Below are 25,789 nucleotides of genomic sequence, written 5' to 3' on the forward strand. Positions count from 1 at the left end.
CCCTCGTCCCGCCCGGACTCGCCCTCCGCCAGGTCGACGACCTTGCCCACGGCGGGCCGCGCCCGCCGCGACCGCTGCCCCGGCAACCCCCGCAACCCCTCGCCGGCCTCCGCCACCGCCTCGGGCTCGGGCTCGGCAGGCTCCGGCTCGGCGCCCTCCGCCACCGCCTCCGGCTCGGCCACCGGCTCCGGCGGCTCCGGCTGGGCGTCCTGCTCCGGACGCCCAGGCCCGAAGTAGTCGAAGCCGTCGTCGGGCTTCTCCGGCCCCTCACCGGCGGCCGCCGCCTCCACCTGCCGGCGCCGCTCCTGCTGGTACCCGTACCGCCGCAGGTTGCTCAACGCCTCGTCCGCGCGCAGATACGTCAGCCGGCTCGGCGCGCCCGACGGCTGCCGGTGGTCGGCGGTGTCCGCCGCCAGCTCCTTCACCGGCTCGGAGGCCGCGATGGCCAACTGCCGGCGGCCCTCCAGCGCGCTCGCCCGCTCGGTCTCCGCCGTCGCGTACCGGCGCAGCAGCGCGGCGTGCTCGGTCCGCAGCTTCGTCAACTCGGCCCGCTTCGCCCGCAGCAGCTTCTCCAGCTTGCCGCGCAGCTCCCGGGCCTCCTCGATATCCGCCTCAAGCTCCGCCTGACGCTCGTCGGCCTGCCAGGCGGCACTCGCCTTCGCCGCCTTCACCTCGCCGACCCGCTTACCCGCGTCGCGGTCCCAGGCCCGCATCAGCACGGCCCCGGTCACAGCGGCGGCCGCCGCGCCGAAGACGGCCCCCCGTAGCAGCCCGGTATCGCCCATCAGCAGGCTGCCGCCGGCGCACAGAAACGCGAAGCCGGCGACCGATGACGGCACCAGCAGCTTGTGCAGCGGCGGCGCTTGACGGTGACGTCCTCTGGGCATGGCCCGAAACCTACCGCGCCCACCCGAACCCGCGCGAGACCACCGGGAAATCTCCCCGAACCTCCGCGGCCGCGGCCCCGGTCCCGTCACCCGGAACCGTCGCGGAGCATGAGGTCGTAGACGGGCGCGCCTTCCCACGGCCGAGTCCGGCCCATCACCCGGTAGCCCCAGGACTCGTAGGCGGGCCGCGCCGGCGCGGCCTCCGGTTCAGGGCGGACGGTCAGGGTGACACGTTCCGCCCCCAGGCCCTCCAGCAGCGATGCGTGCATGCGCCGGGCCACTCCCTTCCGCCGCCACGGTTCACGCACCGCCAGCTCGATCACCGCAAACGTACGGGAACCGATCTCCAACGTCTCCTCCGGCGCGGGAGCGGGCGTCAGGTTGCTCCACCACCCGGTGTCCGACGGGAGGAAGAAGCCGAACGAGAAGCCCACGACGTCCTGCCCGTGTCCGGCGACAACGACCCGGAAGCCGGGACGCGCGGCCGCCTGACGCCGGTACCCGGGCACAAAGTCCGCCACGTCGTCCGGCCCCTCCAGATACGGCGGCTCCGCGTAGATCTCCTCGTAGGCAGGTAGGAACTCATCAAAGGGCGGCCAGCGCCACGTCCGCTTCGTAGCGATCGATCGCCACTGCCAATGGTGCCTCCCTCGTCAGACGCGGCGGCTTCGAGCGTTCGACTGGCAACACGAACGCTCAGCCACGCCGCGCAGCGGCCACCGCGTCGGTGTACAGCTCGGTCGTGAAGTCACCGTCGCCCACTCCAAGAGCAAGCATCACGTCCCGCACCACGGCCAACGCCTCGTCCAACCGCTCCTCGGTCGCCATCGTCTCGACCTCCAGCCAGCTCCCCGCCACCTCCGGCACCTCGACCAACGTCGCCAGCAGCTCCCATACCCCGGAGCCAAACCGGTAATTGAGGCAGCGCTTCTCGAACTCGATCACAGCCTCGTAGCCGAGCGCGCGAAGCACCCCGTGCATGGCCTCGCTGTCATCCACCACCGTCTCGGTCTCCGGCTTCGATCCCGTCGCAGCGTCCACCGCCGAGCCCTTGTACGTCAGGACCGTACGCCGTCTCCCGCCGCCACCTCTGACCATCCGCACCCGCAGCTCCCGGCCATCACGCTCCAGCTCCCGGCCCGGAGTGTCGTAGTACGTGTCCCGGTACACCTCGCTCAGCCCCTCCCCACCGGAACGCTCCTCCAACGCCGCCCGCACCCGCACAGGCTCACGAACGACCGCCTTCCGCTCCGCCTCGATCACCCAGTACCCCTCATATCCGCCGCTACGAGTTCGCTTCCGCCCGCCAATGATGCAGCCGAGCGCGATTTTTCAGGGGGCGTTTGCTGTGCCCTGGAGTGACCCGGGGAATACCGTTCTGAGTGCCGACACAGAACGGGAGTCAGAATGTCCGACCAGACAGAGCTTCCCGCTGATCTCACCACCGGTGAGCGCATCCGACTGCTACGGGAGTCCCGGGGTATGTCCCGCCCGGTCCTCGCCGGTCTCTGCGGGCGGGGTCCGGACTGGCTGAAGAAGATCGAAGCAGGACACCGCGAACTCAGGTCGCACACGCTGCTGCTGCGCCTCGCCGCCGCTCTCCAGGTCTCCGACCTGTCCGTCATCACCGGCGGCCCCGCCGAAGTCGTCCAGCCCGTGCCGCTTGGCAGACTCAACCACCCTGCCATGCCCGCGATCTGGGCTGCGGTGATGAACCGCAGCCTTTCCACTCGTGCTGGAGCGGAGCCGGCCGATCCTGCCACCCTGCAGGGCCGCGTCAACCAGACGTGGAAGCTGTGGCACGCGTCCGGACGCAACCGCACGGAGGTCGGCGCGCTGCTGCCCGACCTGATCCGCGACGCGGAAGCCGCCGCCGGCTCACTCGACGGAGACGCCCGCCGGGCCGCTCTGGTGGCGCTGTCCGACGTGTACCGACTCACCGGGCAGGCAACCGCCTACGTCGCCCCGCCCGAGCTGGCGTGGGTCGTCGCCGACCGGGCGCTCACCGCCGCCCAGCAGGCCGACCAGCCCGCCGCCATAGCCGCCGCCGCGTGGAACATGGGGAACATCCTGCGAGAGACGTCGTACCCGGACGAAGCCCTGCGGGTGGTGGTCGAGGCCGCCGAGCTGATCCGCCCGCACCTCGACGACGCCCCGCACGACTGGCGTGGCATCTACGGAGCGCTCCAACTGCACGCCGCCGTCACGGCCGCCCGCGAGGGACGCGAAGGCGACGCCTGGCGGTACTGGGACAAGGGCGACCAGGTCGCCAAGTCACTCCCGGCCGCCTACGTCCACCCCTCCACCGTGTTCGGCCGGGCGAACGTCGACTTCCACGAGGTGTCCGTCGCGACCGATCTCCGGGCGGCGGGGCACGCCCTCTCGCTTGCCGACGAAATCGACCCCGACGTGATGCCCTCGCGGGAGCGGCGCGCACGCCTCTGGGTGGAGGTGGCCCGTGGGCATCTCCAGCGCGGCGACCGGACCGCAGCCCTGCACGTCATGAAGATCGCGCACTCCATCGCTCACGAGACCGTCGCTTATACCCCGTCGGCCCGAGCGGTGGCCGCCGATCTGTGGCGGAAGGCTCCACGCGCGCTCCGCCCGGAGGCCTCCCAACTAGCCGAAGCGGTAGGAGTAACCGCCACCGCATAGGGGACACCAAGAGCGACAGGGACACACTGTCCCTGTCCACCACACCCCGACTCCCTACGGTGACGCTGACAACACGGAACGTCTACCGATGGGAGTCACTGTGGCCGGCGTCAACCAATGGCACGCCTCACCCTGCCGCACCGCGAGCGCGACCCGCGACAGCGAGACCGGAGAGATCCGAGTACCGCTCGCCCTGTTCCACGTAGACCAGCCCCAAGGCACCGTCAAACTCGTCCTCTCGCGGGTCCAGGCAGAGCACCTGCACGCCACGCTCTCCCGGATGCTCACCGACCGCCCTACCTTCCCGGCCCAGTGAGCACCACCGCCCAGCCGCGCCTCTCCGCACTGTGCACCGCCGCACGCAGCCGCCGAGACGATGCCGCACTCCTGTTCCACTCCCACTGTCCGGGCCCCACCGAAGTGCGCACCCACTACGACGAGGTAGCGCTGACCCTGCACTGCGACTGCCCCTGCCACCGCCAAGAGGTCGTCCAGTGAGCCCCACCGACGCGTGCCCGCACCCCCGCCTGTCGAAGCGGGGCCTGAACACCATCTGCACCCGATGCCGCAAGACGATCTACGGAAGGCCCCGCCCATGAGAACCCCCGTTGTTCGACCGCTCGCGAGTTGGTTGGAGGAACGGCCGTGAGGCGGCGTCGGCTGTTGGTCGTGGCGGGTGGGTGGCCGGTCGGGCGGCGGCCGGACCACGCGGGTCCGTTGAACGGGGACGCCAGTCGACTGGTTCGCCCGTACGTGGCCGTCGAACCGTCCCCGCCGCGTTGGGTGTCGCTCAGCGGCACCCGACGCGGGCCATGGGCGTGGGCGCCGGGAACGGTGCCGTGGTGAGCGGCGCCGAGCCGTGCGGTCGGCGGCGGCCCGCGTCGACTGGAGACCTCGCCGTCGACAGGCGGAGCCGCCGTGACGGCGGTGCACGCCTGTGCGGCGGACGGACCCTGGTATGTCCTAGGTTCCGCCGGACCGGCAGCCCCCTCAGGATGTGGCGCAAGCAGCACGCATCGTGTCGAGCGGAGGATGAATGCGTAAGAGCAGCGCGATCCTGTCCATTGGTGCCGCACTTGGCCTCGTGGTCGGTCTGGGAGGGTCGGCCCAGGCGGGTAACACCACCGTGCAGGGGTGCAAGCCCGGCAACGTCTGTTTCTACACCAACAACACCAACACCCCCGACTGGCAGACATCCGGCTCCTCCACGCCGGGCTATACCTACAACTACACGAACGCGAAGATCCTCAACAACGGCAGGAAGTGGGTGGGTGCCGACCACATCTACTACTTCGGCACCTACGTGGGCATGGACGGTAAGTACGGCGGCGCCCTCGCGGGTTGTCTCCACCACTACGAGGGCGGCCGCGTGGGCGACTCGGGTGCGTGGATCGACGTGAACAAGCTCGTCGCGTACCGCATCGCCAGCGCCACCTACGTGAACAACCACTACTGGGGTGGCGAGTGCGAGGCGGGTTCGACAGGTCTTCAGTACAAGCCGAACGGCTCGACGAAGTGGTACCGCGTCAGCTGACGGGGTCTGGTCAGTCGATGAGGTTCTTGGACTTGAGGTACTGCTCGGCTACGTCGGCTGCCTTCTGGCGTTCGGCGTCGACCTTGCGGTTGAGGGCGGTGAGGTCCTTGGTCGTGAGGACGCGGGTGAGCTTGTCGAGGGTGTCGGCGATCTTCTGGTCGCCGGCGTCCTCGGTGTTGACGACGGGGAGGACGTTGTCGGCGTTCTGGAGGTTCTTGTCGTCCTCCAGGAGGACGAGGCCGAACTCGTCGAGGGTGGCGTCGGTGGTCGTGGTGAGGACCATGTCGTTGGTGCCGTTCTGCACGGACTGCTTGGCGGCGACCGTGCCGACGCCCTTGGGGTCGAGCTTGGCGACGTCGACGTTGTAGGTCTTCTCCAGGCCGGGCTGGCAGAAGGGGCGTTCGGGACACTCGGGGCCGGCGGCGAGGCGGATGCGGAGCTTCGCGGCGCCGACGTCGCTGAGGGTCTTGAGGTTGTGCTTGTCGGCGTACTTCGCGCTGACGGCGAAGGCGTTCTGGTTGACGGCGTCGCCGGCGGCGAGGGGGGTGAGGCCGCGGGGTTCGGCGAGCTTCTTCAACGCGGCGACCGTGGCGTCGGCGTCGTTGGAGGCTACGGGCTTCTTCGCGGCCGCGTCGGCGCCGTTGGTCTTGGCGTTCAGGAACTCGGCGAGGGTGGCGGCGTACTCGGGGACGACGTCGATTTCGCCCTTCTCCAGGGCGGGCGCGTACAGTTCGCGGTTCTCCAGGCGCTGGACGCGGGTGTTGTAGCCGGCGTCGCGGAGGACGCGGGCGTACATCTGGGCCATGATCTCGGACTCGGTGAAGCCGGCGGAGCCGATGACGAGGCTGCCCTCGCCGCCGGACTTCTCGAGGCTGTCGCCACCGCAGGCGGTGAGCGCGGTGAGCAGGGCGGCGGCGCCGAGCGCCGTGGCGCCGGCGCGGCGGGCACGTCCGGTGGAGGACAGTATCGCGGTCACGGGTGGGTCAGCTCCTGGGTCGGCGACGACGTACGGGTGAGGTCAGGTGGTGGCGGCCACGGGGACGGGGGCCGCGACGGGTTCGGTGCGGCGGTGTCGGCCGCGCATGGGGTCGAGGAGGCGTGCGGCGATCACCAGCGCGCCTTCCACGAGGAGTGCCAGCGCGGCGACGAGGACGGCGCCGGCGACGACCTGCGGGGTGCGGTAGGTACTGAAGCCGTCGGTGATGATGCGGCCGAGTCCGCCGCCGCCGGCGATGGCGGCGAGGGTGGCCGTGGCGATGACCTGGACGGTCGCGGACCGGACGCCGGTCATCAGCATCGGGTAGGCGAGGGGGAGTTCGACGCGCCCAAGGAGTTGGCCGCCGGACATGCCCATGCCGCGCGCGGCCTCGACGACGTTCTGGTCGGCCTCGCGTACGCCGAGGTGGGCGTTGGTCAGCAGCGGTGGGATCGCGAAGAGGACCAGCGCGATGAGGGTGGGCCACAGCTCGCTGCGGCCGAGCGGGCTGACCGTGAGGAGGATGAGGACGGCGAGGGTGGGGACCGCGCGACCGATGCCGGCGATGTTGGTGGCGAGGGCGCCGCCCCGGCCGATGTGGCCGAGCCACAGGCCGATCGGCAGAGCGATGGCGGCGGCGATGAGGAGGCAGAGGGCGGTCAGGTAGAGGTGTTCGCCGAGGCGTTGCCAGACACCGCCGTCTCCGGTCCAGTTGGAGCCTGTGGTCAGCCAGGTCCAGGCTTCTTCGATCACGTCCATGTCAGGCGGCCCTCGTGCGGTGTGGGGCGACGGCGGTGGCGGCGCGTGCTCTGGTCCAGGGCGTGAGCAGCCGCTGTACGCCGAGTAGCAGCACGTCGGCGAGGACGGCGAGCGCGACGCACAGCACGGAGGCGGTGAGCACCTGGGCCTTGAAGACGCTGTCGAGGCCGGAGAACAGCAGGTTGCCGAGACCTCCGAAGTCGATGATGCCGCCGACGGTGGTCATGGCGATGGTGGAGACCGTGGCGATGCGCACGCCGGCCATCAGGGCGGGGACGGCGAGCGGGAGTTCGACGGTGAGGAGGAGGCGCAGCGGGCCGTAGCCCATGCCCCGGGCGGCCTCGCGCACCTCCTCCGGCACGCCTTCCAGGCCGGCGAGGATGTTCCGCAGCAGGATCGTGAGGGAGTACAGCACCAGGGCCGTGATCACGACGGAGACGGAGATGCCGAGTATCGGCACGAGGAGGGCGAGCATCGCGAGCGACGGCACGGTGTAGAGAATGGTGGTGAGCGCGAGCAGGGGCGGCGCGACCGGGCGCCAGCGTCGGGCGGCGACCGCCAGCGGCAGCGCCACGAGCAGTCCGATGCCCACGGCGGCGGCGGTGATGCCGACGTGCTGGATCGTCGCGTCGGTCAGCTCCTGTCCGCGCGTCCGTAGATACTCGCCGCAGATCCAGTCGTTGGCGGCGAGACAGCCCTTCGACATCACGTCCGCGACCCTAACCCGTGGCACTGACAGAATGAGGGACCATGGCTGAGCAGCAGCGGGAGCGCAACGGTCGCTTCATCGTCTTCGAGAACGTGACGAAGCGTTACCCGGACGGCACGACGGCCGTGGACGACCTGTCGTTCGAGGTAGCCGAGGGCGAGCTGGTGACGCTGGTCGGCCCGTCGGGCTGCGGCAAGACGACCACGATGAAGATGGTCAACCGGCTGATCGAACCGAGCGAGGGCCGCATCCTGCTGGACGGGGAGGACATCCGCGCCGTGGACCCGGTGCGGCTGCGGCGGCACATCGGTTACGTCATCCAGCAGGTGGGTCTGTTCCCGCACAAGACGGTGCTGGAGAACACCGCGACCGTGCCCCGGCTGCTGGGCTGGCAGCGGGCGAAGGGGCGGCGGCGGGCCGCCGAGCTGCTGGAGCTGGTGGGCCTGGACCCGTCGGTGTACGGGGACCGGTATCCGGACCAGCTGTCCGGTGGGCAGCGGCAACGGGTGGGTGTGGCAAGGGCGCTGGCGGCCGATCCGCCCGTGCTGCTGATGGACGAGCCGTTCGGCGCGGTCGACCCGGTGGTGCGGGAGCATCTGCAGAACGAGTTCCTGCGGCTCCAGGCCGAGGTGCGCAAGACGGTCCTCTTTGTCACGCACGACATCGAGGAGGCGGTGCGCCTCGGCGACCGCATCGCCGTGTACGGGCACGGGCGCATCGAGCAGTTGGACCCGCCGGCGCGGGTGCTGGGCGCCCCGGCGACGCCGTACGTGGCGGACTTCGTCGGCGCGGACCGGGGGCTGAAGCGGCTGTCGGTGACGCCGATCGAGGTCGGCGATCTGGAGCAGCCGCCGGTGGTCCGGCTCGACGACGTCTCGACGCGCGCGGCCGAGCGGCTGCGGGCGGACGGCGCGCGCTGGGCGGTGGTGCTGGACGGGGACGGCGGGCTGCACGGCTGGGTGTCGGCGGAGTCGCTGGCCGGTTCGCCGGGCGGCACGGTCGGCGACCACGCGCGGCGGATGGAGGCGTGGCTGCCGCTGGGGGCGCCGCTGAAGCAGGCGTTCAGCCGGATGCTCCAGCACGACGCGGGCTGGATCGCGGTACTGGACGGCGACCGCTTCGCCGGGGTGCTCACGCCGGGGCGGCTGCACGAGGCGCTGCGCCGGTCCATCGACGCGGAGGCGCGGGACGTGGCGCGCGCGGACGTCCGGCTGGAGACGGTCACCGACGTGTAGGACATCGGGCCGGCCGGCCGAGGCGGTGTCCGATTTCCGCCAGTGCGGGCGTCGGCGGGGGTCGATACTGGACTGCGTGAGGAACACAGACGAGCAGCAGAACCGCACCCACACCGTGGTGGACAGCCCCATCGGGCCGCTGACCCTGGTGGCCACCGAAGGCGTGCTGTCCGCCGTCTACATGAGCGAGCACCGGCACCGGCCGCCCGTCGAGTCGTTCGGCCGCCGGGACGCAGCCGCGTTCGACCGGGTGATCGCCGAGCTGGCGGAGTACTTCGCCGGGGAGCGGACGGAGTTCAGCGTGCCCGTGCGGGCGGCCGGGACGGAGTTCCAGCAGACGGTCTGGGCCGAGCTGCGGAAGATCCCCTACGGCCGGACGATCACGTACGGCGAGCTGGCGGCCCGTATCGGCCGGCCGAGCGCGGCCCGGGCGGTCGGCGCGGCGAACGGGCGGAACCCGGTGAGCGTCATCGTGCCGTGCCACCGGGTGGTGGGCGGCGGCGGTTCGCTCACCGGCTACGCCGGGGGGCTGGACCGGAAGGAGCGCCTGCTGGCGCTGGAGCGGGGCCAGCTCGCGGCCGGCTGACCGGCCGGGGTTTCAGGCCGCCCGGCCGGCCGACCAGCGGAGGCAGTCTCAGGCAGCGGACGGGGTCGGTCCGTCCTCGTCGTCGCCCTCGGGGATGCGGCAGACGCGTTCCAGCCACAGTGCGACGGCGACCACCGCCGCCGCCGCGACGACGGACAGCGCCGCGTACAGCGCCTGGTCGCGACGGGCCGGCACGTCCGCGAGGTGGGAGGTCGCGATGAAGACGCCGACGCCGCCGTAGACGCCGCCGACCAGCGCCGCCACCAGCGCGCTGGCCTGCCCGAAGACCACGGCGCGCGCCGCCATCATCGGCTCGACGGGCTTGGCGACGGGACGGCGTTCCCGCTGGGCGCGCAGCCGGGAGCGCAGCGAGAACGTCGTAGCCAGCAGCACGACGGCGATCAGCGCCAGCACGACCGGCGCGAGGAGCGGGACGGCGGGCAGGCTGTCCAGCGCGTCCCACAGCCGCGACCCGCCCCAGGACAGGACCGCGGCGGCGGCGAAGATCCCGACGAGGGTGCGGATGCGCAGTTGCTTCACGAGTCGTTCGGTGTCCTTGTGTCCTGGGGGCGCGGGTGCGGCGGCGTACCGGTGTGGTGGACGGCTACTCGGGGACGACGAGTTCCAGGTCGGTGCGGACCTCGACGCCGCGGGTGCCGTCCCCGCCGATCTCGGCGAGCAGGTCGGAGACCGGCCCGCGGCCGGGTACCTCGGCGGCGGGGTCGACGTCGTGCCACGGCACCAGGACGAACGCGCGCTCGTGCGCCCGGGGGTGCGGCAGGGTCAGCGTCGGGTCGCTGGAGACGACGTCCTGGTAGGAGACGATGTCCACGTCGATCGTGCGCGGGCCCCAGCGCTCGTCGCGTACCCGCTCGAACGCCTCCTCGATGGCCTGGCCGCGTTCCAGCAGGGAGGCCGGCGGAAGGGTCGTCTTGATGAGCACGACGGCGTTGAAGTAGCTCGGCTGGGAACCGGGCTCGACGCCCCACGGCTCGGTCTCGTAGACCGGCGAGACCGCCTTCACCCGTACGCCCGGGGTGTCCTCCAGCGCGTCGATGGCGCCCTGAAGGGTCTCCAGGCGGTTGCCGAGGTTGCTGCCGATGGAGATCACGGCGCGTTTGGGATTGCTCAGCGTGATGTCGGCGGCGTCGACCTGGCGGACCACCGAAGCGGGCACCGGCTGCACTGTCGGGTCACTGTTCGGTGGTGTCATGATCGGCTCCGCTTGATCGTGATGGTCACATCGTCGAAGGGGACGGTGATCGGCGCGTCGGGCTTGTGCACGACGACCTCGACCTCCCGCACCGCCTCGTGGGTCAGGCACTGGTCGGCGATCCGCTGCGCCAGCGTCTCGATCAGGTCGACCGGTTCACCGGTGATGATCCCGACGACCTCCTCGGCGACGACTCCGTAGTGGACGGTACGGGTCAGGTCGTCGTCGGCGGCCGCGGCCCGCGTGTCGACGGCCATCTCCACGTCGACGACAAAGAGCTGTCCCTCTTCTCGTTCCCGTTCGAAGACCCCGTGATGCCCCTTGGCCCTCAGGCCGCGCACGGCGACTCGGTCCATCGGCGCGTCACACTCCTCGTCCTCGTCCACTCGTCTTCTCGGGTCGTCTCTTCAGGGTTCTGGTGGGCGCCGCGCGGGCGCGGGCCGCGCTCGAATCTACCCACGCACCCTGAACACCCCGTCCCTGGGGGGTGGCCACGAGCCGTACGGGCGGTGTGCGCACCGCTTCTACCAGCGCAGGGCCGCCTACCCGGAAGGCGGCGGTGCCACTCCTGTTGTTCTCGCCACACACCCCGACGGGTGAGTCCGGGCGGGCAGGGTGACGGGCGAGGGCCCCGAAGGGGGCTCCGCGGCGGGGCCGGTCGTGGTGCCCGGTCAGTCCTCCAGAGGTTCGTCCGGCTCCGGACCTTCGTCGTCCTGCTCGACGAGGACCGGGGAGCCGTGCCGCGCCCACAGCCGCCATTCCCCGTCGGCGCCGCGGTGGAACACGTTGGTCGCCACGACAAGACCGCCGATCAGCGGGCCCACCGAGCCGTCCTCCTCGGCCGGGCCGCCGCTGAGGATGTTCTCCGTGCACGTCACGAGGGCGGTGTCGCCGAGGACGGAGATCTCCACGTCGGTGAGGAAGAACTGGATGTACTCGGTGCTCGCCATGATCAGCGCGTAGGAGCGCAGCACCTCCGAACGGCCGAGGAGCACCGGCCAGCCGGGGTGGACGACGCTCACGTCGCCGTCGGCGACCTCGACGTCCTGCGCGCCGCCGGCCCACAGCTCCCCCAGGGTCTCCAGGTCGCCGCGTTCCAGTGCCTCGTAAAGCGCGGTGTTGGCGGCCTCGACGGCCGCGACATCCGCTCCGGAACCGGTCACCGGTCTCCCCCCGCCGCCTCGCCGGCGGCGTCCACGGCCCGCACCACGCGGACGGCGTCCGCGCTGGCCCGCACCTCGTGCACCCGGACGGCCCAGGCGCCGTCCCGGGCGGCCAGCGCCGTCACGGCGGCCGTCGCCGCGTCGCGTTCCCGCGCGGGCGGCGGAGCGGCCTCTCCGTCGGCGGCCAGCACCCGGCCGAGGAAGCGCTTGCGGGAGGCGGCCACCAGCAGCGGACGGCCCAGCTCCCGCCGGAGGCGGCCCAGCGAGGCGACGAGCGCCAGGTCGTGTTCGGCGTTCTTGGCGAAGCCCAGGCCCGGGTCGACGACCACCCGGTCCAGGCTGATGCCGCCCGCGACGGCCTGGTCGAGCGCGGCCCGCAGCTCGTCGAGGACCTCGGTGACGACGTCGGCGTAGACGGCGCGGTCGTTCATGTCGACGGACTGACCGCGCCAGTGCATCACCACGAACGGCACCCCGGCGTCGGCCACCACGGGCACCATGCGGGGGTCGGCGCGGCCGCCGCTGACGTCGTTGACGAGGCGGGCACCGGCCGCGACGGCCTGCTCCGCCACGCTCGCCCGCATGGTGTCGACACTGACGACGACCCCGTCGGCCGCCAGGCCGCGCACCACGGGGACGACCCGGCGCAGTTCCTCGTCCTCGTCGACGCGGGTGGCGCCGGGGCGGGTCGACTCGCCGCCGACGTCGACCAGGTCGGCGCCCTGCGCCACCAGGTCGAGACCGCGCTTGATCGCCGCCGTCGTGTCGAACCAGCGACCGCCGTCGGAGAAGGAGTCGGGCGTGACGTTGACAACGCCCATCACCGCACAGCGCCCCCAGGCGGGAAGCCCGGCAACCGTTAGCCGCTCAGCACTCATGCCCCCACCCTAGGCCCCCGCCGGAGGCCGTCCTCCCGAGGTACCGGAGCCCCGTCAGCGGCGCCGGCACGACAAGCCCGGGACGCGGGTTCCGGCAGGTGCCAGGGGCGACGGGACGGCGGTGTGGAGCCGGGAACAGCCGCGACGGGCAGCGCCTCAGGGACAGCCGGACGTGCCGGACGTGTCTCGTCGGGGGCGTGTCGGCGGGCCGCCCGCAGGGGCCCGTCAGCGGGCCGCCCGCAGGGGCCCGTCAGCGGGCCATGATGAGGCTCATCGCCTCGGAGCGGGTCGCGGCGTCCCTCAGCTGGCCGCGCACGGCCGACGTCAGCGTCTTGGCTCCGGGCTTGCGGACTCCGCGCATCGTCATGCACATGTGCTCGCACTCGATCACGACGATCACGCCGCGCGGCTCCAGGATGCGCATCAGCGAGTCGGCGATCTGCGTCGTCAGCCGCTCCTGCACCTGCGGGCGGCGGGCGAAGACGTCGACCAGCCGGGCGAGCTTCGACAGGCCGGTGATCTTGCCGCTGGAGGAGGGGATGTAGCCGATGTGGGCCGTGCCGACGAACGGGACCAGGTGGTGCTCGCAGGAGCTGAGCACCTCGATGTCCTTGACCAGCACCATCTCGTCGTGGCCGAGGTCGAACGTGGTGGTCAGCACGTCCTCCGGGCGCTGCCAGAGGCCGGCGAATATCTCGCGGTAGGCGCGGGCCACCCGGGCCGGCGTCTCCCGCAGGCCCTCGCGGTCGGGGTCCTCGCCGACGGCGATGAGCAGCTCGCGGATGGCGTTCTCGGCCCGCTTCTCGTCGAACTCGCCGATCGTGCCTTCGCCGTCCAGCGTCACCGGGTCGGTCATGGGAGTGCCTCACTTCTGCTACCTGCGGCGATAAGGCCGCGTCCCTCAGGGTAAACCTGGGGGACGCGGCCGATGTTCCTGCTGCCCTGTGAGCTGGGCCTCTTACCCGGGAGTTCCCCGCCTGGGAGCTTCGCGGGGTGCCCGGCGGGCCAGGGGCTCAGAGTTCGCCGTGCGGCTCCGGGGCGGGACGGGGCTCGACCGGGCCGCTCTCCGTCGGGCCGATCGTCTTGCCGTGCTCCGGCGGCGCCTTCTCCAGCGAGGCGCCGTTGCTCAGCGCCAGCTCCTTCGGGGAAGCGACCGGCGGACGGGTGGAGGGTGTGCGGCGGGCGGAGCCGGTCCAGGCCGGGCGAGCGGGGCGCTTGACGATCGGGCGGAAGATCTCGGCGATCTCCTCCTTGCCGAGGGTCTCCTTCTCCAGGAGCGCCAGGACGAGGTTGTCCAGCACGTCCCGGTTCTCGACCAGGATCTCCCACGCCTCGTTGTGCGCGGTCTCGATCAGCTTCTTGACCTCTTCGTCGACGAGGCCGGCGACCTCCTCGGAGTAGTCCCGCTGGTGGGCCATCTCCTTGCCGAGGAAGGGCTCGGACTGGTCGGAGCCGAACTTGATCGCGCCCAGCCGCTCGGTCATGCCGTACTGGGTGACCATCGCGCGGGCGGTGGCGGTGGCCTTCTCGATGTCGTTGGCCGCGCCCGTCGTCGGGTCGTGGAAGACCAGTTCCTCGGCGGCACGGCCGCCGAGCATGTAGGCGAGCTGGTCCAGCATCTCGTTGCGCGTGGTCGAGTACTTGTCCTCCTCGGGGAGGACCATGGTGTAGCCGAGCGCGCGGCCCCGGGACAGGATCGTGATCTTGTGGACCGGGTCGGAGTTCGGGGAGGCCGCCGCGACCAGGGCGTGCCCGCCCTCGTGGTACGCGGTGATCTTCTTCTCCTTGTCGCTCATGATCCGGGTCCGCTTCTGCGGGCCGGCCACGACGCGGTCGATCGCCTCGTCCAGGAACTTGTTGTCGATCAGCTTGGCGTCGGCCCGGGCGGCCAGCAGCGCGGCCTCGTTGAGCACGTTGTTCAGGTCGGCGCCGGTGAAGCCGGGGGTGCGGCGGGCGACCGCGCCCAGGTCGACGTCGGGCGCGACCGGCTTGCCCTTCTGGTGGACCTTCAGGATCTCCAGCCGGCCCTGCATGTCGGGGCGGTCGACGGCGATCTGGCGGTCGAAACGGCCCGGGCGCAGCAGCGCCGGGTCGAGGATGTCGGGCCGGTTGGTGGCCGCAATGAGGATGACGCCGCCCTTGACGTCGAAGCCGTCCATCTCGACGAGCAGCTGGTTCAGCGTCTGCTCGCGCTCGTCGTGGCCGCCGCCCATACCGGCGCCGCGGTGCCGGCCGACGGCGTCGATCTCGTCGACGAAGACGATGGCCGGGGCGTTGGCCTTGGCCTGCTCGAAGAGGTCGCGGACCCGGCTGGCGCCGACACCGACGAACATCTCCACGAAGTCGGAACCGGAGATCGAGTAGAACGGCACCCCGGCCTCACCGGCGACGGCCCTGGCGAGCAGCGTCTTACCGGTACCGGGCGGGCCGTACAGCAGCACGCCCTTGGGGATCTTGGCGCCGACGGCCTGGAACTTCGCGGGCTCCTGCAGGAACTCCTTGATCTCGTGGAGCTCCTCGACGGCCTCGTCGGAACCGGCCACGTCGGCGAACGTCGTCTTCGGCGTGTCCTTGGTGATCAGCTTCGCCTTCGACTTGCCGAAGTTCATCACCCGGGAGCCGCCGCCCTGCATCTGGTTCATCAGGAACAGGAAGACGATGATGATCAGCAGGAAGGGCAGGAGGGAGAGCAGCATCCCGACAAACGGGTTCTGCTTCTTCGGCGAGACGGTGTAGCCGTCGGTGAGCTGCTTGTCCTGGTACTTGGACTGCAGTGTCTTGGCGAGCTCGGCACCCTGCTCGTCGATGTAGCTGGCCTTGACCTTGTTGCTGTTCTCGACCTCGTTGCCGTCCTTGAGCTCGATCTCGATCGTCTGCTCGTCGCCGGTGGTGAGCTTGGCCGACTTGACCTTGTTCTCGTTGATCGCCTGGACGACCTGACCGGTGTCGACCGTCTTGAAGCCCTCGGAAGAGCTGACGACCTGCATCAACACGACCACGGCAAGGACGGCCAGCACGATCCACATGACCGGCCCACGGAAGTATCGCTTCACGTCCATCCACACGAGGCGGCGTGCGCCCCGTCCCTCCTGCCAAAGTGAGTTGAAAAGACCGACCCTCGGACGGTACCCCAGCATTGTGGCCCGATGTCGCCGGGCGCGTTGATCCGCCCCCTCCCCTGCTCCAACGGCGGGACGGGGCGGGATGTTCCCGGCCCGGCCGTCGGACGGGCCGGGGGCGGGGGCCGGGGCCTGCCTCCGCGGGCAGGCCCGACCGCCGACCGCGGTCGTCAGCCGCCGTAGACGTGCGGAGCGAGCGTGCCGACGAACGGCAGGTTCCGGTACTTCTCCGCGTAGTCGAGCCCGTAGCCCACGACGAACTCGTTCGGGATGTCGAAACCGACCCACTCGACGTCGATGTCGACCTTCGCCGCGTCCGGCTTGCGCAGCAGCGTGCACACCTTCAGCGAGGCGGGCTCCCGGGAGCCGAGGTTCGACAGCAGCCACGACAGCGTCAGGCCGGAGTCGATGATGTCCTCGACGATCAGGACGTGCCGGCCCTTGATGTCGGTGTCCAGGTCCTTGAGGATGCGGACCACGCCCGAGGACTGGGTGCCGGCCCCGTAGGAGGACACCGCCATCCAGTCCATGGTGACGGGGCTGGACAACGCCCGCGCCAGGTCGGCCATCACCATGACGGCGCCCTTGAGGACACCGACGATGAGGAGGTCCTTGCCCGCGTACTCCGCGTCGATCTTCGCGGCCAGCTCGGCCAGCTTGGCGTCGATCTCTTCCTTGGTGATGAGCACCGACTGAAGGTCGGCGCCCATGTCCTTCTCATTCACGCTGTGCAGCTGCTCTCAGTCGTCGCTCGGTACGCGCTCAGATGTCGCTCTGCCGAATGACCAGTGTGCCACCCCGGCGTCGAACCTCCACCCGCCCGGGCAGGTTGAGGGGTTTCTGGCCGCGCCAGGCGGTGATCAGCCGGTCGGCCTCCTCGATGTGCCGGGCGAACAGCGAGCCGGCCGGGGCGCCGGCGGCGAGCACGGCGCGACGCAGCACCCGGCGCCGCACCGCCGGCGGCAGCGCGTACAGCCGGTTGACGTCCAGCACGGCGGAGCCCGGGGCCGACTCGGCGTCGCGGGTGAGCCGGTCGCCCTGGAACGGCACCCGCACCGAGCGCTCGGCGTCCGCCGCCCAGGCGTCCAGCGCGTCGGCGTCGTCCCTGGCGAGCTGGGCCGTCCGGGCGAGCGCTTCGATGACGCCCTTGCCCAGCGCCTTCTCCAGTATCGGCATGGCCTCGTGCCGCACCCGGGAGCGGGTGTAGGCGGGATCGGTGTTGTGCGGGTCGTCCCAGACGGGCAGGGACTGGACCATGCAGGCCCGGCGGGTGGTCTGCCGGTCGATCGCCAGGAACGGCCGCCGGTAGCGGCGGCTCGCCGGGCCGGCGGCCGGATCGGCGGACGAGCCGTCGGCGGGGCCGCCGAGCGGGCCGAGCGGCGCGGGCGCCGCGCCGGAGCCGGTGACGGCGGCCATACCTGCCAGCGAGCGGGTGCCGGAGCCACGGGCGAGCCCGAGAAGGACCGTCTCGGCCTGGTCGTCCCTGGTGTGGCCGAGGAGCACGGCGGCGGCGCCGGCGCGTTCGGCGACGGCGTCCAGCGCGGCGTAGCGGGCGGCGCGGGCGGCGGCCTCGGGGCCCGCTCCCCGGCCGACGGTGACCGTGACCGCCTCGACGGGCTCCAGTCCCATCGCCGTCAGCCGCTCGGCGACCTCGGCGGCCCGCTCGGCGGAACCGGCCTGGAGGCCGTGGTCGACGGTGACGCCGCCGGCCCGCAGCCCGAGGCGGGGCGCTTCGAAGGCGAGGGCGGAGGCGAGGGCCATGGAGTCGGCGCCGCCGGAGCAGGCGGCCAGGACGAGCGGCGTACCGGCCGCCCCCGGCCGCTGCCCCGCCCGCTCGCCGGTCGGCTCCCCCGGGCGGCGGGCGGAGGGGCGGCGCGCGTGGTCCGGTGAGCGGGTGAGTGCTTCGTCGAGCACGTCGTGGAGTACGCGGCGAACCGCCAGGCGTATCGCGGCGACCGCGGGATGTGGACCCATGTCCGTTTCACTTCCTCGGGAAGGCGGGGCGGCCGGCCCGTGGTACGGCGAGGCCGGCACAAGCGATTGTCACGCTGAGTGCGTCGATGGTGACAGAGATGGATGACTGCTCAGAGCATCGCACGCGCGCCGACGGCCCGACGGTCCCTCGGAAGGGTGATTCACAGGTCATTTCGGGCTCACGGTTCCGGCCTCCGGTGCACCCTTGCGACCCAGTCCGCCGGTTTGGTGATCTCCGCCCGCGTCGGCAGTGTGTTCGGTGACGTCCACACCCGGTTGAATCCGGCCATGCCGACCTCGTCCACCACCGTCCGGACGAAGCGCTCGCCATCCTTGTACTGACGCAGCTTCGCGTCCAGTCCGAGAACCTTGCGCAGCACCTGGTCGAGCCGCCCCGCGCCGGCCTGACGCCGCCTCTGGAACTTCTCCCGGATCTCCGTGACCGACGGCACGACCTCCGGCCCGACGCCGTCCATCACGTAGTCCGCATGGCCCTCCAGCAGGGACATCACGGCCGTCAGCCGGTCGAGGATGTCGCGCTGCGCGGGCGTCTGCACGAGGTCGGCGATGCTCCGCCCGCCCCGGTCGACGCCGTCAGCCTCGCTCTCGCCACGTTCACCCTCCGGGCGGGCACCGGTGACGTTCTGCGCGATCTCCCGCAGCCGCTCCATGAGCAGCGACGGGTCCAGCTCCGTCTCGCCGAGGAACGCCTGGATCTCGCCCTCCAGGTGGTCCCGCAGCCACGGCACGGCGGTGAACTGCGTGCGGTGCGTCTCCTCGTGCAGGCTCACCCACAACCGGAAGTCGTGCGGATCGACGTCCAGCTCCCGCTCGACGTGCACGATGTTCGGCGCGACCAGCAGCAGCCGGCCACCGCCCGGACCGCCCGGCAGGCCGGGGCCCGGCGGGGCGAACGTCTCGTACTGGCCGAGCACCCGGGAGGCCATGAACGACAACAGCATCCCGACCTCGACGCCGGTGATCTTGCCGCCGACCGCGCCGAGCACCGTGCCGCCGGGCATCCTCGCCCGGCGCTCCCGCATCTTCGTCAGCAACGGCGTGAGCAGCTCCCGGAAACCGGCCACGTTCGCCCGGATCCAGCCGGCCCGGTCCACCACCAGCACCGGGGTGTCCGCCGCCGCGCCCGCCGGCGTCAGGCCCGTGAAACCGCGTACGTGATCCTCCGACGAACGCGCGTGCTCGCGCAGCTCGGCCACGACGGCCCGGGCCTCCGCCCGGGTGACCTGCGGCCCCGGACGGACCATCCGGATCGCGGTCGCCGTCGCCAGCTCCCAGTCGACCGTCCGCGCGGCGGCCCCGGCGGCGCCCGCGCGCCCGTTCCCGCCGGGGGCCCCGGAGTTCGGGGGGTTCACGTCGTCGCCCTCGCTCCGACCCTCGTCGCCGCCTGTGCTCCCCATACTCGTCATGACTTCACCGTACGGCGTCCGCCGCGCGGACGCGGGAGCCTGTGGACAACCCTCCGCGGCCCGCCCCGCGAGGGCGGGCGGAAGCCCGCCCGCTTGGAGACGCACGGCCACCGGGCCGTCGCGGGACACCCGGCGGCCATCGACCGACCGGCTGCGAGGACGCGCCGGAGGGACGCGGAGGAACGGGCGGAGGAACGGAACGTGCGGCGCGAGCCGGGTATGCCACGGAGCGCGGCACGGCCCGACAAGGCGGCGCGTGCCCGCCGCGGGCCGCGCCCGACGCGGGGCTGCCACGGGACTGGCACTGCGGTGGCACTCACCTGCCACGGCGGCGCGCGATGGCGGCACCGGACCAGGCACGGCCGCGGCGCGACCGCAACGGAGTTCGGCACACGCCCGACACGGCGGCGGCACCGGACCGGCCGCGGCACGGAACCGGCGCGGCAGCGGCCCGGCGCGCCCGGACCGGCCGCGGCACGGCGCGCCCGGCGCGCCGGCGGCGCTGTGGTGTGCCTCCGGCGTGTCAGCGGCAGCCGCAGCGGGCGATGGTCGCGGCCATGGTGTCCAGGGCGTTCTGCGCGGCGCGCGGGTCGGCGGTGCCGGTGGTGACGAAGGCGAAGGACAGCAGCCGGCCGTCGGCGTCCACCACCGTGCCGGCCAGGGAGTTCACGCCGGTCAGCGTGCCGGTCTTGGCCCGCACCAGGCCGGCGCCGTCGGCGGCGTCCGGCGTGTCGTAGCGACCGCCCAGCGTGCCGGTGAAGCCGGCGACCGGCATCCCGGTGAGCACCGGGCGCAGTTCGGGGCGGCGCTCGTCGGCGGCCCGCGCGAGGAGGGTCGCCAGGAAGCGGGTGGAGAGCCGGTCGCCGCGGCTGAGCCCGCTGCCGTCGACCAGGCGCATCCGCTCCACCGGCAGGTCCAGAGCGGCGAGGCGGGCCTTGACCGCCTTCTCCGTGCCCGCGAAGTCGGCCGGTTTCCCGGCGGCCATGGCGGTCTGCCGGGCCAGCGCCTCGGCGAGGTCGTTGTCGCTGTGCAGCAGCATGCGTTCGACCAGTTCCGCCAGGGGAGCCGAGCGGTGTTCGGCCAGCAGCGCGCGGCCGTCGGCGCCGCCCTTGGCGCGGTTCCAGCCGGCCGGGGCCTCGGCCTTGACCGTGCGGTCGGTGTCGACGCCGTTGTCGCGCAGCATCGTGGCGAAGGCGACGGCCGCGTCCGCCGCCGGGTTGGCCGCGCGCGGTGCCGGGCCCCTGGTGGAGTCGTCGACGCGGGCGGCGTTGAGCATCAGCGGGGTGAGCGGCGCGATGTTGTCGTTCACCCCGATGGGGTGCTGCTGGGGGCCGTCGTAGCCGGTGACGTCGTAGCCGACGCTGCGCGGCTTCAGGCCGCGGGAGCGCACGGCCTTGGCGGTGTCCGCCGCCAGTGCCTCCAGCTGCGACTCGGTGAGCGTCGGATCGCCGCCGCCGACGAGCACGACCCGGTCGTCGCGGGCGTCCCACACGGCGCGGGTGGGGATGCGGTGCTCGCCACCGAGCGCGCTGAGGGCGGCGGCGGCTGTGGCGAGCTTGATCGTGGACGCGGGCACGACGGGTTCCCCGCCGCCGGCGGAGAACAGTTCCCGGCCGGTGCCGACGTCCACCACGGAGACGGTGGTGCGCTTGCCGAGCGCCTTGCCCTCGTACTTCTTCAGCAGCGGGCGCAGCGCCTTGTCCAGGCCCTTCTCGCTGGGGGCGGCGGCGCGGTCGCCGAGTGCGGCGAGCACCGGTTCCGCGCTGGGCGCGGGGTCGGCGCCCTTCGCCTTGCCGTCGGTGCCGTCGGCTGGCCCCTCCCCGGGCGCGGTGCCGGGACGGCCGCCGCGGCCGTCGTCGGTGTGGCCCTGGCCACTGTCGGCCTCCTGCTCGGCCGCCCAGGCCCGTTCGGCCTTACGCTGGCCTGAGTCCCACGGCCCTGTCGCGGCCACCGCCGTCAGGGCGGCGGCCAGGCCGACGGCTGCGGCCCCCGTCGCCGTCTGCCAGGTACGACGCTGTCGCGGGGGCGTCGTCCGCCAGCGGAGTCGGACGGTCCGGATCGGCCGGTCGACCGCGTCCAGTGAACGAACCCACCTGTTCATGGGCGAACCGCGCACTCCGGACCAGCCCCTTTCGCTAGCACACACCTGCGTGGGGGACACTTAACCACCAGACACATGTGTTGATCACGGAGGAGCCTCCCAGTGGAGTTCGACGTCACCATCGAGATCCCGAAGGGGTCGCGGAACAAGTACGAGGTCGACCACGAGACCGGTCGTATCCGACTGGACCGTCACCTGTTCACCTCGACCGTGTACCCGGCCGACTACGGTTACGTCGACGGCACGCTGGGCGAGGACGGGGACCCGCTGGACGCGCTTGTCCTGCTGGACGAGCCGACCTTCCCCGGCTGCATCATCAAGTGCCGCGCGATCGGCATGTTCCGGATGACCGACGAGGCCGGCGGCGACGACAAGCTGCTGTGCGTCCCGGCGTCCGACCCCCGCATGGAGCACCTGCGGGACATCCACCACGTGTCGGAGTTCGACCGCCTGGAGATCCAGCACTTCTTCGAGGTCTACAAGGACCTGGAGCCCGGCAAGTCCGTCGAGGGCGCCAACTGGGTCGGCCGCACCGAGGCGGAGGCCGAGATCGAGGCCTCCATCAAGCGGCTGGAGGCCAACGGCGGCCACTGAGCCGCCGTGTCCCGCCGGACGTTCGCGACGTTCCCGGCTGTGACGTACGGGGTGGGTACCGCCACGCGGCGGCGCCCACCCCGTTGTCGTGTGCGCCGGGTGTGCGGCGAGGGGCGTGCAACGGGAGCACGCACGCCCCTCCGGGCGCGGCCACGACGCGCACGAGCAGCGCGCAGCAGCCGATGCGCGCCCCACGTCGCGCGCCCCACTCGCCCCGCGTCAGAAGCCCCTCGTCAGAAGCCCCTCGTGCGTTTCGCCCCGCGTCGGCCCGGCAGCGGCGTCTCGAGCCCCGGCGCTTTGATGAACAGCCGCGCGAGTTCGCCGCCCAGATTCACTCCGATGGCGATGGCCAGCGCCAGCGCGGCGGCAGTCGCCAGGTGCTGGAAGCCCCTGTCCATGTGCCCCTGCGCGATGCCGAGCAGACCGAAGTACGTGGCGCTACCGGGCAGCAGCGGGCCGATGGCCGCCGTGATGTACGGCATCGACGACGCCGACTGGTAGCGGGAGAGCAGCTGTCCGAACAGCCCCACCAGCCCGGCGGCGGCGAACGTCGCCGGCACCGGGTCGATCCCGCCGGTGTGGGCGAGCGATCCGAAGACCAGCCACGCCACACCCCCGTTCAGCGTCGCCCACGCCACCGTGCGCAGCTCCTGCTGGAGCATCACGCAGAACGAGAACGTCAGCAGCATCGCCGCGAACAACTGCGTCACCGGCCGCCGCCTGGCGTACACCGCGTCCGGGTTGAAGCCAGGCCCGAACTGCTCCCCCAGGTACAGCACCGCGAGCACGCCGACCACGATGCCCACGACGAGGTACACGACCTCCAGGAGGCGGGCCGAGGCGGTGATGTAGTAGCCGGTGAGGCCGTCGTGCACGGCCGCCACCAGCGCCCGCCCGGGGATCAGCGCGAACAGTCCGCCGGTGATCACCGCCGACGCCCGCACGTCGTCGAAGAGCGGGTGCGTCACCGTCGTCACCATCACGCCCATCGCGGCGGGCGGCATCGCCGCCGCGACGAACTGGTAGAACTCCGGCAGTCCGCGACTCGACAGCGCCCACGCCAGCCGGTCGCCGAGCATCGCGCCCACCGCCGCCAGGACGAAGACGATCGGCCCGCCGCCGACCAGGGTGGCCGCCGCGCCCGCCAGCAGCCCGGCGGCGACCGTCAGCTCGTTCTTGCTGAACGGGTGCCGGTTGCGTCGGATCTCCGCCAGCCGCCGGTACGCCTCCTCCAGCGTGACCTCGGAGGACGTGATGTCGTCGACCAGGCGGAACACCGCCGCCAACCGGGTGTAGTCGGTACCCCGGCGGCGCACGGTGCGGCTGAGCGTGACGGGGTCGTCGACCAGCGACGGCTGGTACGTCACCGACAGCAGGGTGAACGTGACGGTCGGCTCGCAGCGGTCCAGGCCGTAGGCGTGCGCGACGCCGAACATCGCCGCCTCGACGTCCTCCGCGCCCTCGCCGCCGGCCAGCAGCAGCTCGCCGATACGCAACGTCAGGTCGAGCACCCTCGGCGCGGCCGGGCCGGTCTCCTCGTCGCCCTCCCGCCGCGCGACGGTCTCCTCCGGCGGCGCCGGCCGCTCGGCCAGCGGCATCCGGACCATCGTGCGCATCCGGTCCTGCCAGGGCGCGTACTGGCGGGCCAGCGGCCCGACCGTCGGCACGCCCCTGACCGGCGTGAACTGCGACACACTGCCCGCCGACTCCGCCTCCGGCGGGCGGACGCCCTCGGGGACGGCGAACTCCGACGTCGGGTGCTCGTCCGAGATGTCGGGTTCCAGTGGACGCAGACCGGCCGGCAGGGCGAACTCCGAAGTGGGGTGCTCCTCGGCCGGGGGCGGCGGCAGCGGGACGCCGAGCGGCGGCGTGAACGCGCTGTGCGCCTCGTCGCTGAGCGGCTTGCCGTCCTCGTCCCGCTCGTCCGCCCACGGCTGCTCACCGCCGGACGGGTCCGGCGGCGCGTCCGGCACCTCCGGCCCGACGTCCCGCCCGACGTCCCGCCCGGCGTTCCGCTCCGGCTCGCTGCGCTCGTCCCCGGCCACTTTCGGCTTGACTCTCCTCTGCCGCTGAACCGTTTCCGCTGCCGTCGACACCCGACAGCAGCCACCCGAACACGAGATCACGTACCCGGGAAGAGGCGGTTACCCACACCGCAAACGTACGGTCGACCCGAACGGCCAGCCGACAGCCGCAGCATAGGATGAAGGCCGTTCGACCGCCCGTGGGGCCCTGGGGAAACTGGAGATCATGTCGACCACGACCAACACTTCCGTCGGCGCACGAGCCTTCAACGTGTTCCGGGGCGCCCTCATCGGTGTCGTCGAGGTCGTCCCCGGGGTCAGCGGCGGCACGGTCGCCCTGATCATCGGCGCCTACGAGAAGCTGATCGGCGGCGCCGGGCACATCACCACCGCGATCCGCTACGCGGCCTCCGACCTGCCGCGCGGACGCGGCGCCACCCGTGCCCGCGACGAGCTGCGCAACGTCGACTGGCCGGTCGTCGTACCGATGCTCATCGGCATGGCCTGCGCCCTCGTCCTGGGCGCCAAGCTGGTGGCACCGCTCGTCGAGAGCCACCAGCAGTACGCCTTCGCGCTCTTCCTCGGCCTCGTCCTGGCCTCGCTCTGGGTGCCCTACAGCCACTCCGGCCAGCGCTGGAAGGCCGGCAACTACCTGCTCGCCGGTGCCGTCGGCATCGCCGCCTTCGTGGTGACCGGGATGCCGCCGTCGGAGACCAGCGGCAACCCGCTGACGCTCTTCCTCGGCGGCTCCGTCGCCATCTGCGCGCTGGTCCTGCCCGGCCTCTCCGGCTCCTTCATCCTGCTCACCATGGGCCTCTACCAGCCCGTCATCGACGCCGCCAACAGCCGCGACCTCGGCCTGCTCGCCGCGTTCGGCCTCGGCTGCACGGTCGGCCTCGCGGTCTTCGTGAAGCTGCTCAAATGGCTGCTGGAGAACTACCACCACACGACGCTCGTCGTCATGACCGGCCTGATGGCCGGCTCCCTGCGCGCCCTGTGGCCCTGGCAGGACGACGACCGCAACATGTACGCCCCCGGCGACGGCGTCCCCCTCACCTTCTCGCTCATGGCGCTCGGCTTCGCGATCGTCGCCGTCTCGATCATCGTGGAGATGCGGCTCAAGCGCTCCCGCGAACGGGCCGCCGGCGGCCCCGGCAACCCGCCCACGCAGCGCCGCCGCCGACACGCCCGCGTCTGACGAGGCGCGCCTGCCGCTCCCGCGCCTCGCGCGCCCTCTTGGGCACGCACCCGCGCCTCACCACGCGCGCTCCCTCCTGGGAGTGACCCCGGCCCCGTGGCCGCATGGGCGCCGCCGGGCCGGGTAACCCCGTACAGAGCTACGACGCGCTGAAGGGAACCTCCGGATGACAGCGCCGCCCGTCGCCAGCGTCGAACGCCTCGACGGTCCGGCCACCGCGCGCGCCGAGGCGGCGTTCCGGCAGGTCTACGCGGAGACGTTCGCCGAACCGCCGTACCGGGAGACCCCCGAGACGATCGCCGGCGCCTTCTCCGACTTCACCGAGCAGACCCGGGCGCCCGGCTTCCGCTCCGCCCTCGCCGCCACCGGCGGCCTCCGGGCCGCCGACCCCGAACCGGTCGGCATCGCCTTCGGCCGCTCGCTGGCCGCCGACGACGCCTGGTGGGACCGCCTCCTGCAACCCGCGCCCGCGGACCTGGCCCACGAGGACGGCCGCCGCACCTTCGCCCTGCTCGAACTGGCGGTCCGCGCCCCCTGGCGTGGCCGGGGCGTCGCCCGCCGCCTCCACGAGACCCTGCTGGCGGACGTTCCCGCCGAACGCGTCCTGCTCAACGTCCGCACCGACGCCGACCCCGCCCGCGCCGCGTACGCCGCGTGGGGCTACCGCCCCGTCGGCGCCATACGCGGCGACGACGGCGCCCGCTACACGATGATGCTGCTCCCGCTGACCTAGACCCGACCCGCCGCCCCCGTCCGT

The 25,789-nt window shown here is 72.3% G+C and carries 27 protein-coding genes; 9 read left to right on the forward strand and 18 right to left on the reverse strand.

Features of this window, described 5'->3' with window-relative positions:
• The 3 genes from FNX44_RS05775 to FNX44_RS05785 all read right to left on the reverse strand — a co-directional run.
• The coding region (locus tag FNX44_RS05775; RefSeq protein WP_143646874.1) for an ATP synthase subunit B family protein at positions 1–887 on the reverse strand (887 nt) is incomplete at its 3' end.
• A gap of 86 nt (positions 888–973) precedes the next feature.
• Positions 974–1,408, reverse strand: a complete 435-nt coding sequence (locus FNX44_RS05780; protein WP_323369073.1) for a GNAT family N-acetyltransferase — start codon at positions 1,406–1,408, stop codon at positions 974–976.
• Positions 1,409–1,583: 175 nt separating this feature from the next.
• The gene (locus FNX44_RS05785) at positions 1,584–2,150 is read right to left on the reverse strand and encodes a class IV adenylate cyclase (RefSeq protein WP_143646876.1); all 567 of its coding nucleotides are present in this window, start codon (positions 2,148–2,150) and stop codon (positions 1,584–1,586) included.
• 144 nt (positions 2,151–2,294) lie between these two features.
• On the opposite strand from FNX44_RS05785, the gene FNX44_RS05790 reads away from it, so the two are divergent.
• The 4 genes from FNX44_RS05790 to FNX44_RS05805 all read left to right on the forward strand — a co-directional run bounded on the left by FNX44_RS05790 (position 2,295) and on the right by FNX44_RS05805 (position 5,076).
• Positions 2,295–3,542 carry a helix-turn-helix domain-containing protein gene (locus FNX44_RS05790; RefSeq protein WP_143646877.1) on the forward strand — a complete coding sequence of 416 codons (1,248 nt, stop codon included), beginning with the start codon at positions 2,295–2,297 and terminating at the stop codon, positions 3,540–3,542.
• A gap of 88 nt (positions 3,543–3,630) precedes the next feature.
• Positions 3,631–3,858, forward strand: a complete 228-nt coding sequence (locus FNX44_RS05795; protein ID WP_143646878.1) for a hypothetical protein — start codon at positions 3,631–3,633, stop codon at positions 3,856–3,858.
• Positions 3,855–4,040, forward strand: a complete 186-nt coding sequence (locus FNX44_RS05800) for a hypothetical protein (RefSeq protein WP_143646879.1) — start codon at positions 3,855–3,857, stop codon at positions 4,038–4,040. The genes FNX44_RS05795 and FNX44_RS05800 overlap by 4 nt, the downstream gene beginning before the upstream one ends.
• A 538-nt stretch (positions 4,041–4,578) precedes the next feature.
• Entirely contained in the window at positions 4,579–5,076 is a 498-nt protein-coding gene (locus FNX44_RS05805) for a hypothetical protein (protein ID WP_143646880.1), read from the forward strand.
• Between the two features lie 10 nt (positions 5,077–5,086).
• Here the strand turns inward: FNX44_RS05805 and FNX44_RS05810 are convergent, their stop codons facing one another.
• Genes FNX44_RS05810 through FNX44_RS05820 form a run of 3 tightly spaced genes read right to left on the reverse strand, consistent with a single transcriptional unit; the run spans position 5,087 to position 7,520 of the window.
• Entirely contained in the window at positions 5,087–6,052 is a 966-nt protein-coding gene (locus tag FNX44_RS05810) for an ABC transporter substrate-binding protein (RefSeq protein WP_323369074.1), read from the reverse strand.
• Positions 6,053–6,094: 42 nt separating this feature from the next.
• A complete protein-coding gene (locus tag FNX44_RS05815; RefSeq protein WP_143646881.1) occupies positions 6,095–6,811 on the reverse strand; it encodes an ABC transporter permease in 717 nt (238 codons plus the stop codon).
• A gap of 1 nt (position 6,812) precedes the next feature.
• A complete protein-coding gene (locus FNX44_RS05820; RefSeq protein ID WP_143646882.1) occupies positions 6,813–7,520 on the reverse strand; it encodes an ABC transporter permease in 708 nt (235 codons plus the stop codon).
• A gap of 41 nt (positions 7,521–7,561) precedes the next feature.
• Here FNX44_RS05820 and FNX44_RS05825 point away from each other — a divergent pair, with 41 nt between their 5' ends.
• Positions 7,562–8,755: a betaine/proline/choline family ABC transporter ATP-binding protein gene (locus tag FNX44_RS05825; protein WP_143646883.1), complete on the forward strand. Its 1,194-nt coding sequence runs from the start codon at positions 7,562–7,564 to the stop codon at positions 8,753–8,755.
• Between the two features lie 76 nt (positions 8,756–8,831).
• A complete protein-coding gene (locus FNX44_RS05830; protein ID WP_143646884.1) occupies positions 8,832–9,341 on the forward strand; it encodes a methylated-DNA--[protein]-cysteine S-methyltransferase in 510 nt (169 codons plus the stop codon).
• Positions 9,342–9,389: 48 nt separating this feature from the next.
• Here FNX44_RS05830 and FNX44_RS05835 read toward each other — a convergent pair whose 3' ends face one another.
• The 11 genes from FNX44_RS05835 to dacB form a co-directional block, all read right to left on the reverse strand.
• Positions 9,390–9,881, reverse strand: coding sequence for a DUF3180 domain-containing protein (locus FNX44_RS05835; RefSeq protein WP_143646885.1), 492 nt, complete (start codon positions 9,879–9,881; stop codon positions 9,390–9,392).
• 64 nt (positions 9,882–9,945) lie between these two features.
• Entirely contained in the window at positions 9,946–10,554 is a 609-nt protein-coding gene (gene folK, locus FNX44_RS05840) for a 2-amino-4-hydroxy-6-hydroxymethyldihydropteridine diphosphokinase (protein WP_143646886.1), read from the reverse strand.
• Positions 10,551–10,910, reverse strand: a complete 360-nt coding sequence (folB, locus tag FNX44_RS05845) for a dihydroneopterin aldolase (RefSeq protein ID WP_143646887.1) — start codon at positions 10,908–10,910, stop codon at positions 10,551–10,553. The genes folK and folB overlap by 4 nt, the downstream gene beginning before the upstream one ends.
• Before the next feature lie 315 nt (positions 10,911–11,225).
• The gene (locus tag FNX44_RS05850; RefSeq protein ID WP_143646888.1) at positions 11,226–11,717 is read right to left on the reverse strand and encodes a nuclear transport factor 2 family protein; all 492 of its coding nucleotides are present in this window, start codon (positions 11,715–11,717) and stop codon (positions 11,226–11,228) included.
• A complete protein-coding gene (gene folP / locus FNX44_RS05855) occupies positions 11,714–12,595 on the reverse strand; it encodes a dihydropteroate synthase (protein WP_143646889.1) in 882 nt (293 codons plus the stop codon). Before folP ends, FNX44_RS05850 begins: the two co-directional genes overlap by 4 nt.
• Positions 12,596–12,845: 250 nt before the next feature.
• Complete coding sequence (gene folE, locus FNX44_RS05860) at positions 12,846–13,451, reverse strand: GTP cyclohydrolase I FolE (RefSeq protein WP_143646890.1); 606 nt, start codon at positions 13,449–13,451, stop codon at positions 12,846–12,848.
• 157 nt (positions 13,452–13,608) lie between these two features.
• The gene (gene ftsH, locus FNX44_RS05865; protein ID WP_228449687.1) at positions 13,609–15,654 is read right to left on the reverse strand and encodes an ATP-dependent zinc metalloprotease FtsH; all 2,046 of its coding nucleotides are present in this window, start codon (positions 15,652–15,654) and stop codon (positions 13,609–13,611) included.
• A 230-nt stretch (positions 15,655–15,884) separates the two neighbouring features.
• Positions 15,885–16,424, reverse strand: coding sequence for a hypoxanthine phosphoribosyltransferase (gene hpt, locus FNX44_RS05870; protein ID WP_143646891.1), 540 nt, complete (start codon positions 16,422–16,424; stop codon positions 15,885–15,887).
• Positions 16,425–16,476: 52 nt separating this feature from the next.
• Positions 16,477–17,688, reverse strand: coding sequence for a tRNA lysidine(34) synthetase TilS (tilS, locus tag FNX44_RS05875; RefSeq protein WP_143646892.1), 1,212 nt, complete (start codon positions 17,686–17,688; stop codon positions 16,477–16,479).
• Positions 17,689–17,867: 179 nt separating this feature from the next.
• Positions 17,868–19,115 (reverse strand): zinc-dependent metalloprotease, encoded by a 1,248-nt coding sequence (locus FNX44_RS05880; protein WP_228449688.1) that lies wholly within the window; start codon positions 19,113–19,115, stop codon positions 17,868–17,870.
• Positions 19,116–19,638: 523 nt separating this feature from the next.
• Positions 19,639–21,216 carry a D-alanyl-D-alanine carboxypeptidase/D-alanyl-D-alanine endopeptidase gene (gene dacB, locus FNX44_RS05885; RefSeq protein WP_143646893.1) on the reverse strand — a complete coding sequence of 526 codons (1,578 nt, stop codon included), beginning with the start codon at positions 21,214–21,216 and terminating at the stop codon, positions 19,639–19,641.
• 102 nt (positions 21,217–21,318) lie between these two features.
• Here dacB and FNX44_RS05890 point away from each other — a divergent pair, with 102 nt between their 5' ends.
• Complete coding sequence (locus FNX44_RS05890) at positions 21,319–21,810, forward strand: inorganic diphosphatase (protein WP_143646894.1); 492 nt, start codon at positions 21,319–21,321, stop codon at positions 21,808–21,810.
• 233 nt (positions 21,811–22,043) lie between these two features.
• Here FNX44_RS05890 and FNX44_RS05895 read toward each other — a convergent pair whose 3' ends face one another.
• Complete coding sequence (locus tag FNX44_RS05895) at positions 22,044–23,783, reverse strand: threonine/serine exporter family protein (protein WP_143646899.1); 1,740 nt, start codon at positions 23,781–23,783, stop codon at positions 22,044–22,046.
• Positions 23,784–24,060: 277 nt separating this feature from the next.
• Here FNX44_RS05895 and FNX44_RS05900 point away from each other — a divergent pair, with 277 nt between their 5' ends.
• Both FNX44_RS05900 and FNX44_RS05905 read left to right on the forward strand, forming a co-directional pair.
• A complete protein-coding gene (locus FNX44_RS05900; RefSeq protein ID WP_143646895.1) occupies positions 24,061–25,032 on the forward strand; it encodes a DUF368 domain-containing protein in 972 nt (323 codons plus the stop codon).
• Positions 25,033–25,198: 166 nt separating this feature from the next.
• Positions 25,199–25,765: a GNAT family N-acetyltransferase gene (locus FNX44_RS05905; RefSeq protein WP_143646896.1), complete on the forward strand. Its 567-nt coding sequence runs from the start codon at positions 25,199–25,201 to the stop codon at positions 25,763–25,765.
• Positions 25,766–25,789: the final 24 nt, after the last annotated feature.

The sequence above is a fragment of the Streptomyces alkaliterrae genome (assembly GCF_007097205.2).
Classification (GTDB): Bacteria; Actinomycetota; Actinomycetes; order Streptomycetales; family Streptomycetaceae; genus Streptomyces; species Streptomyces alkaliterrae.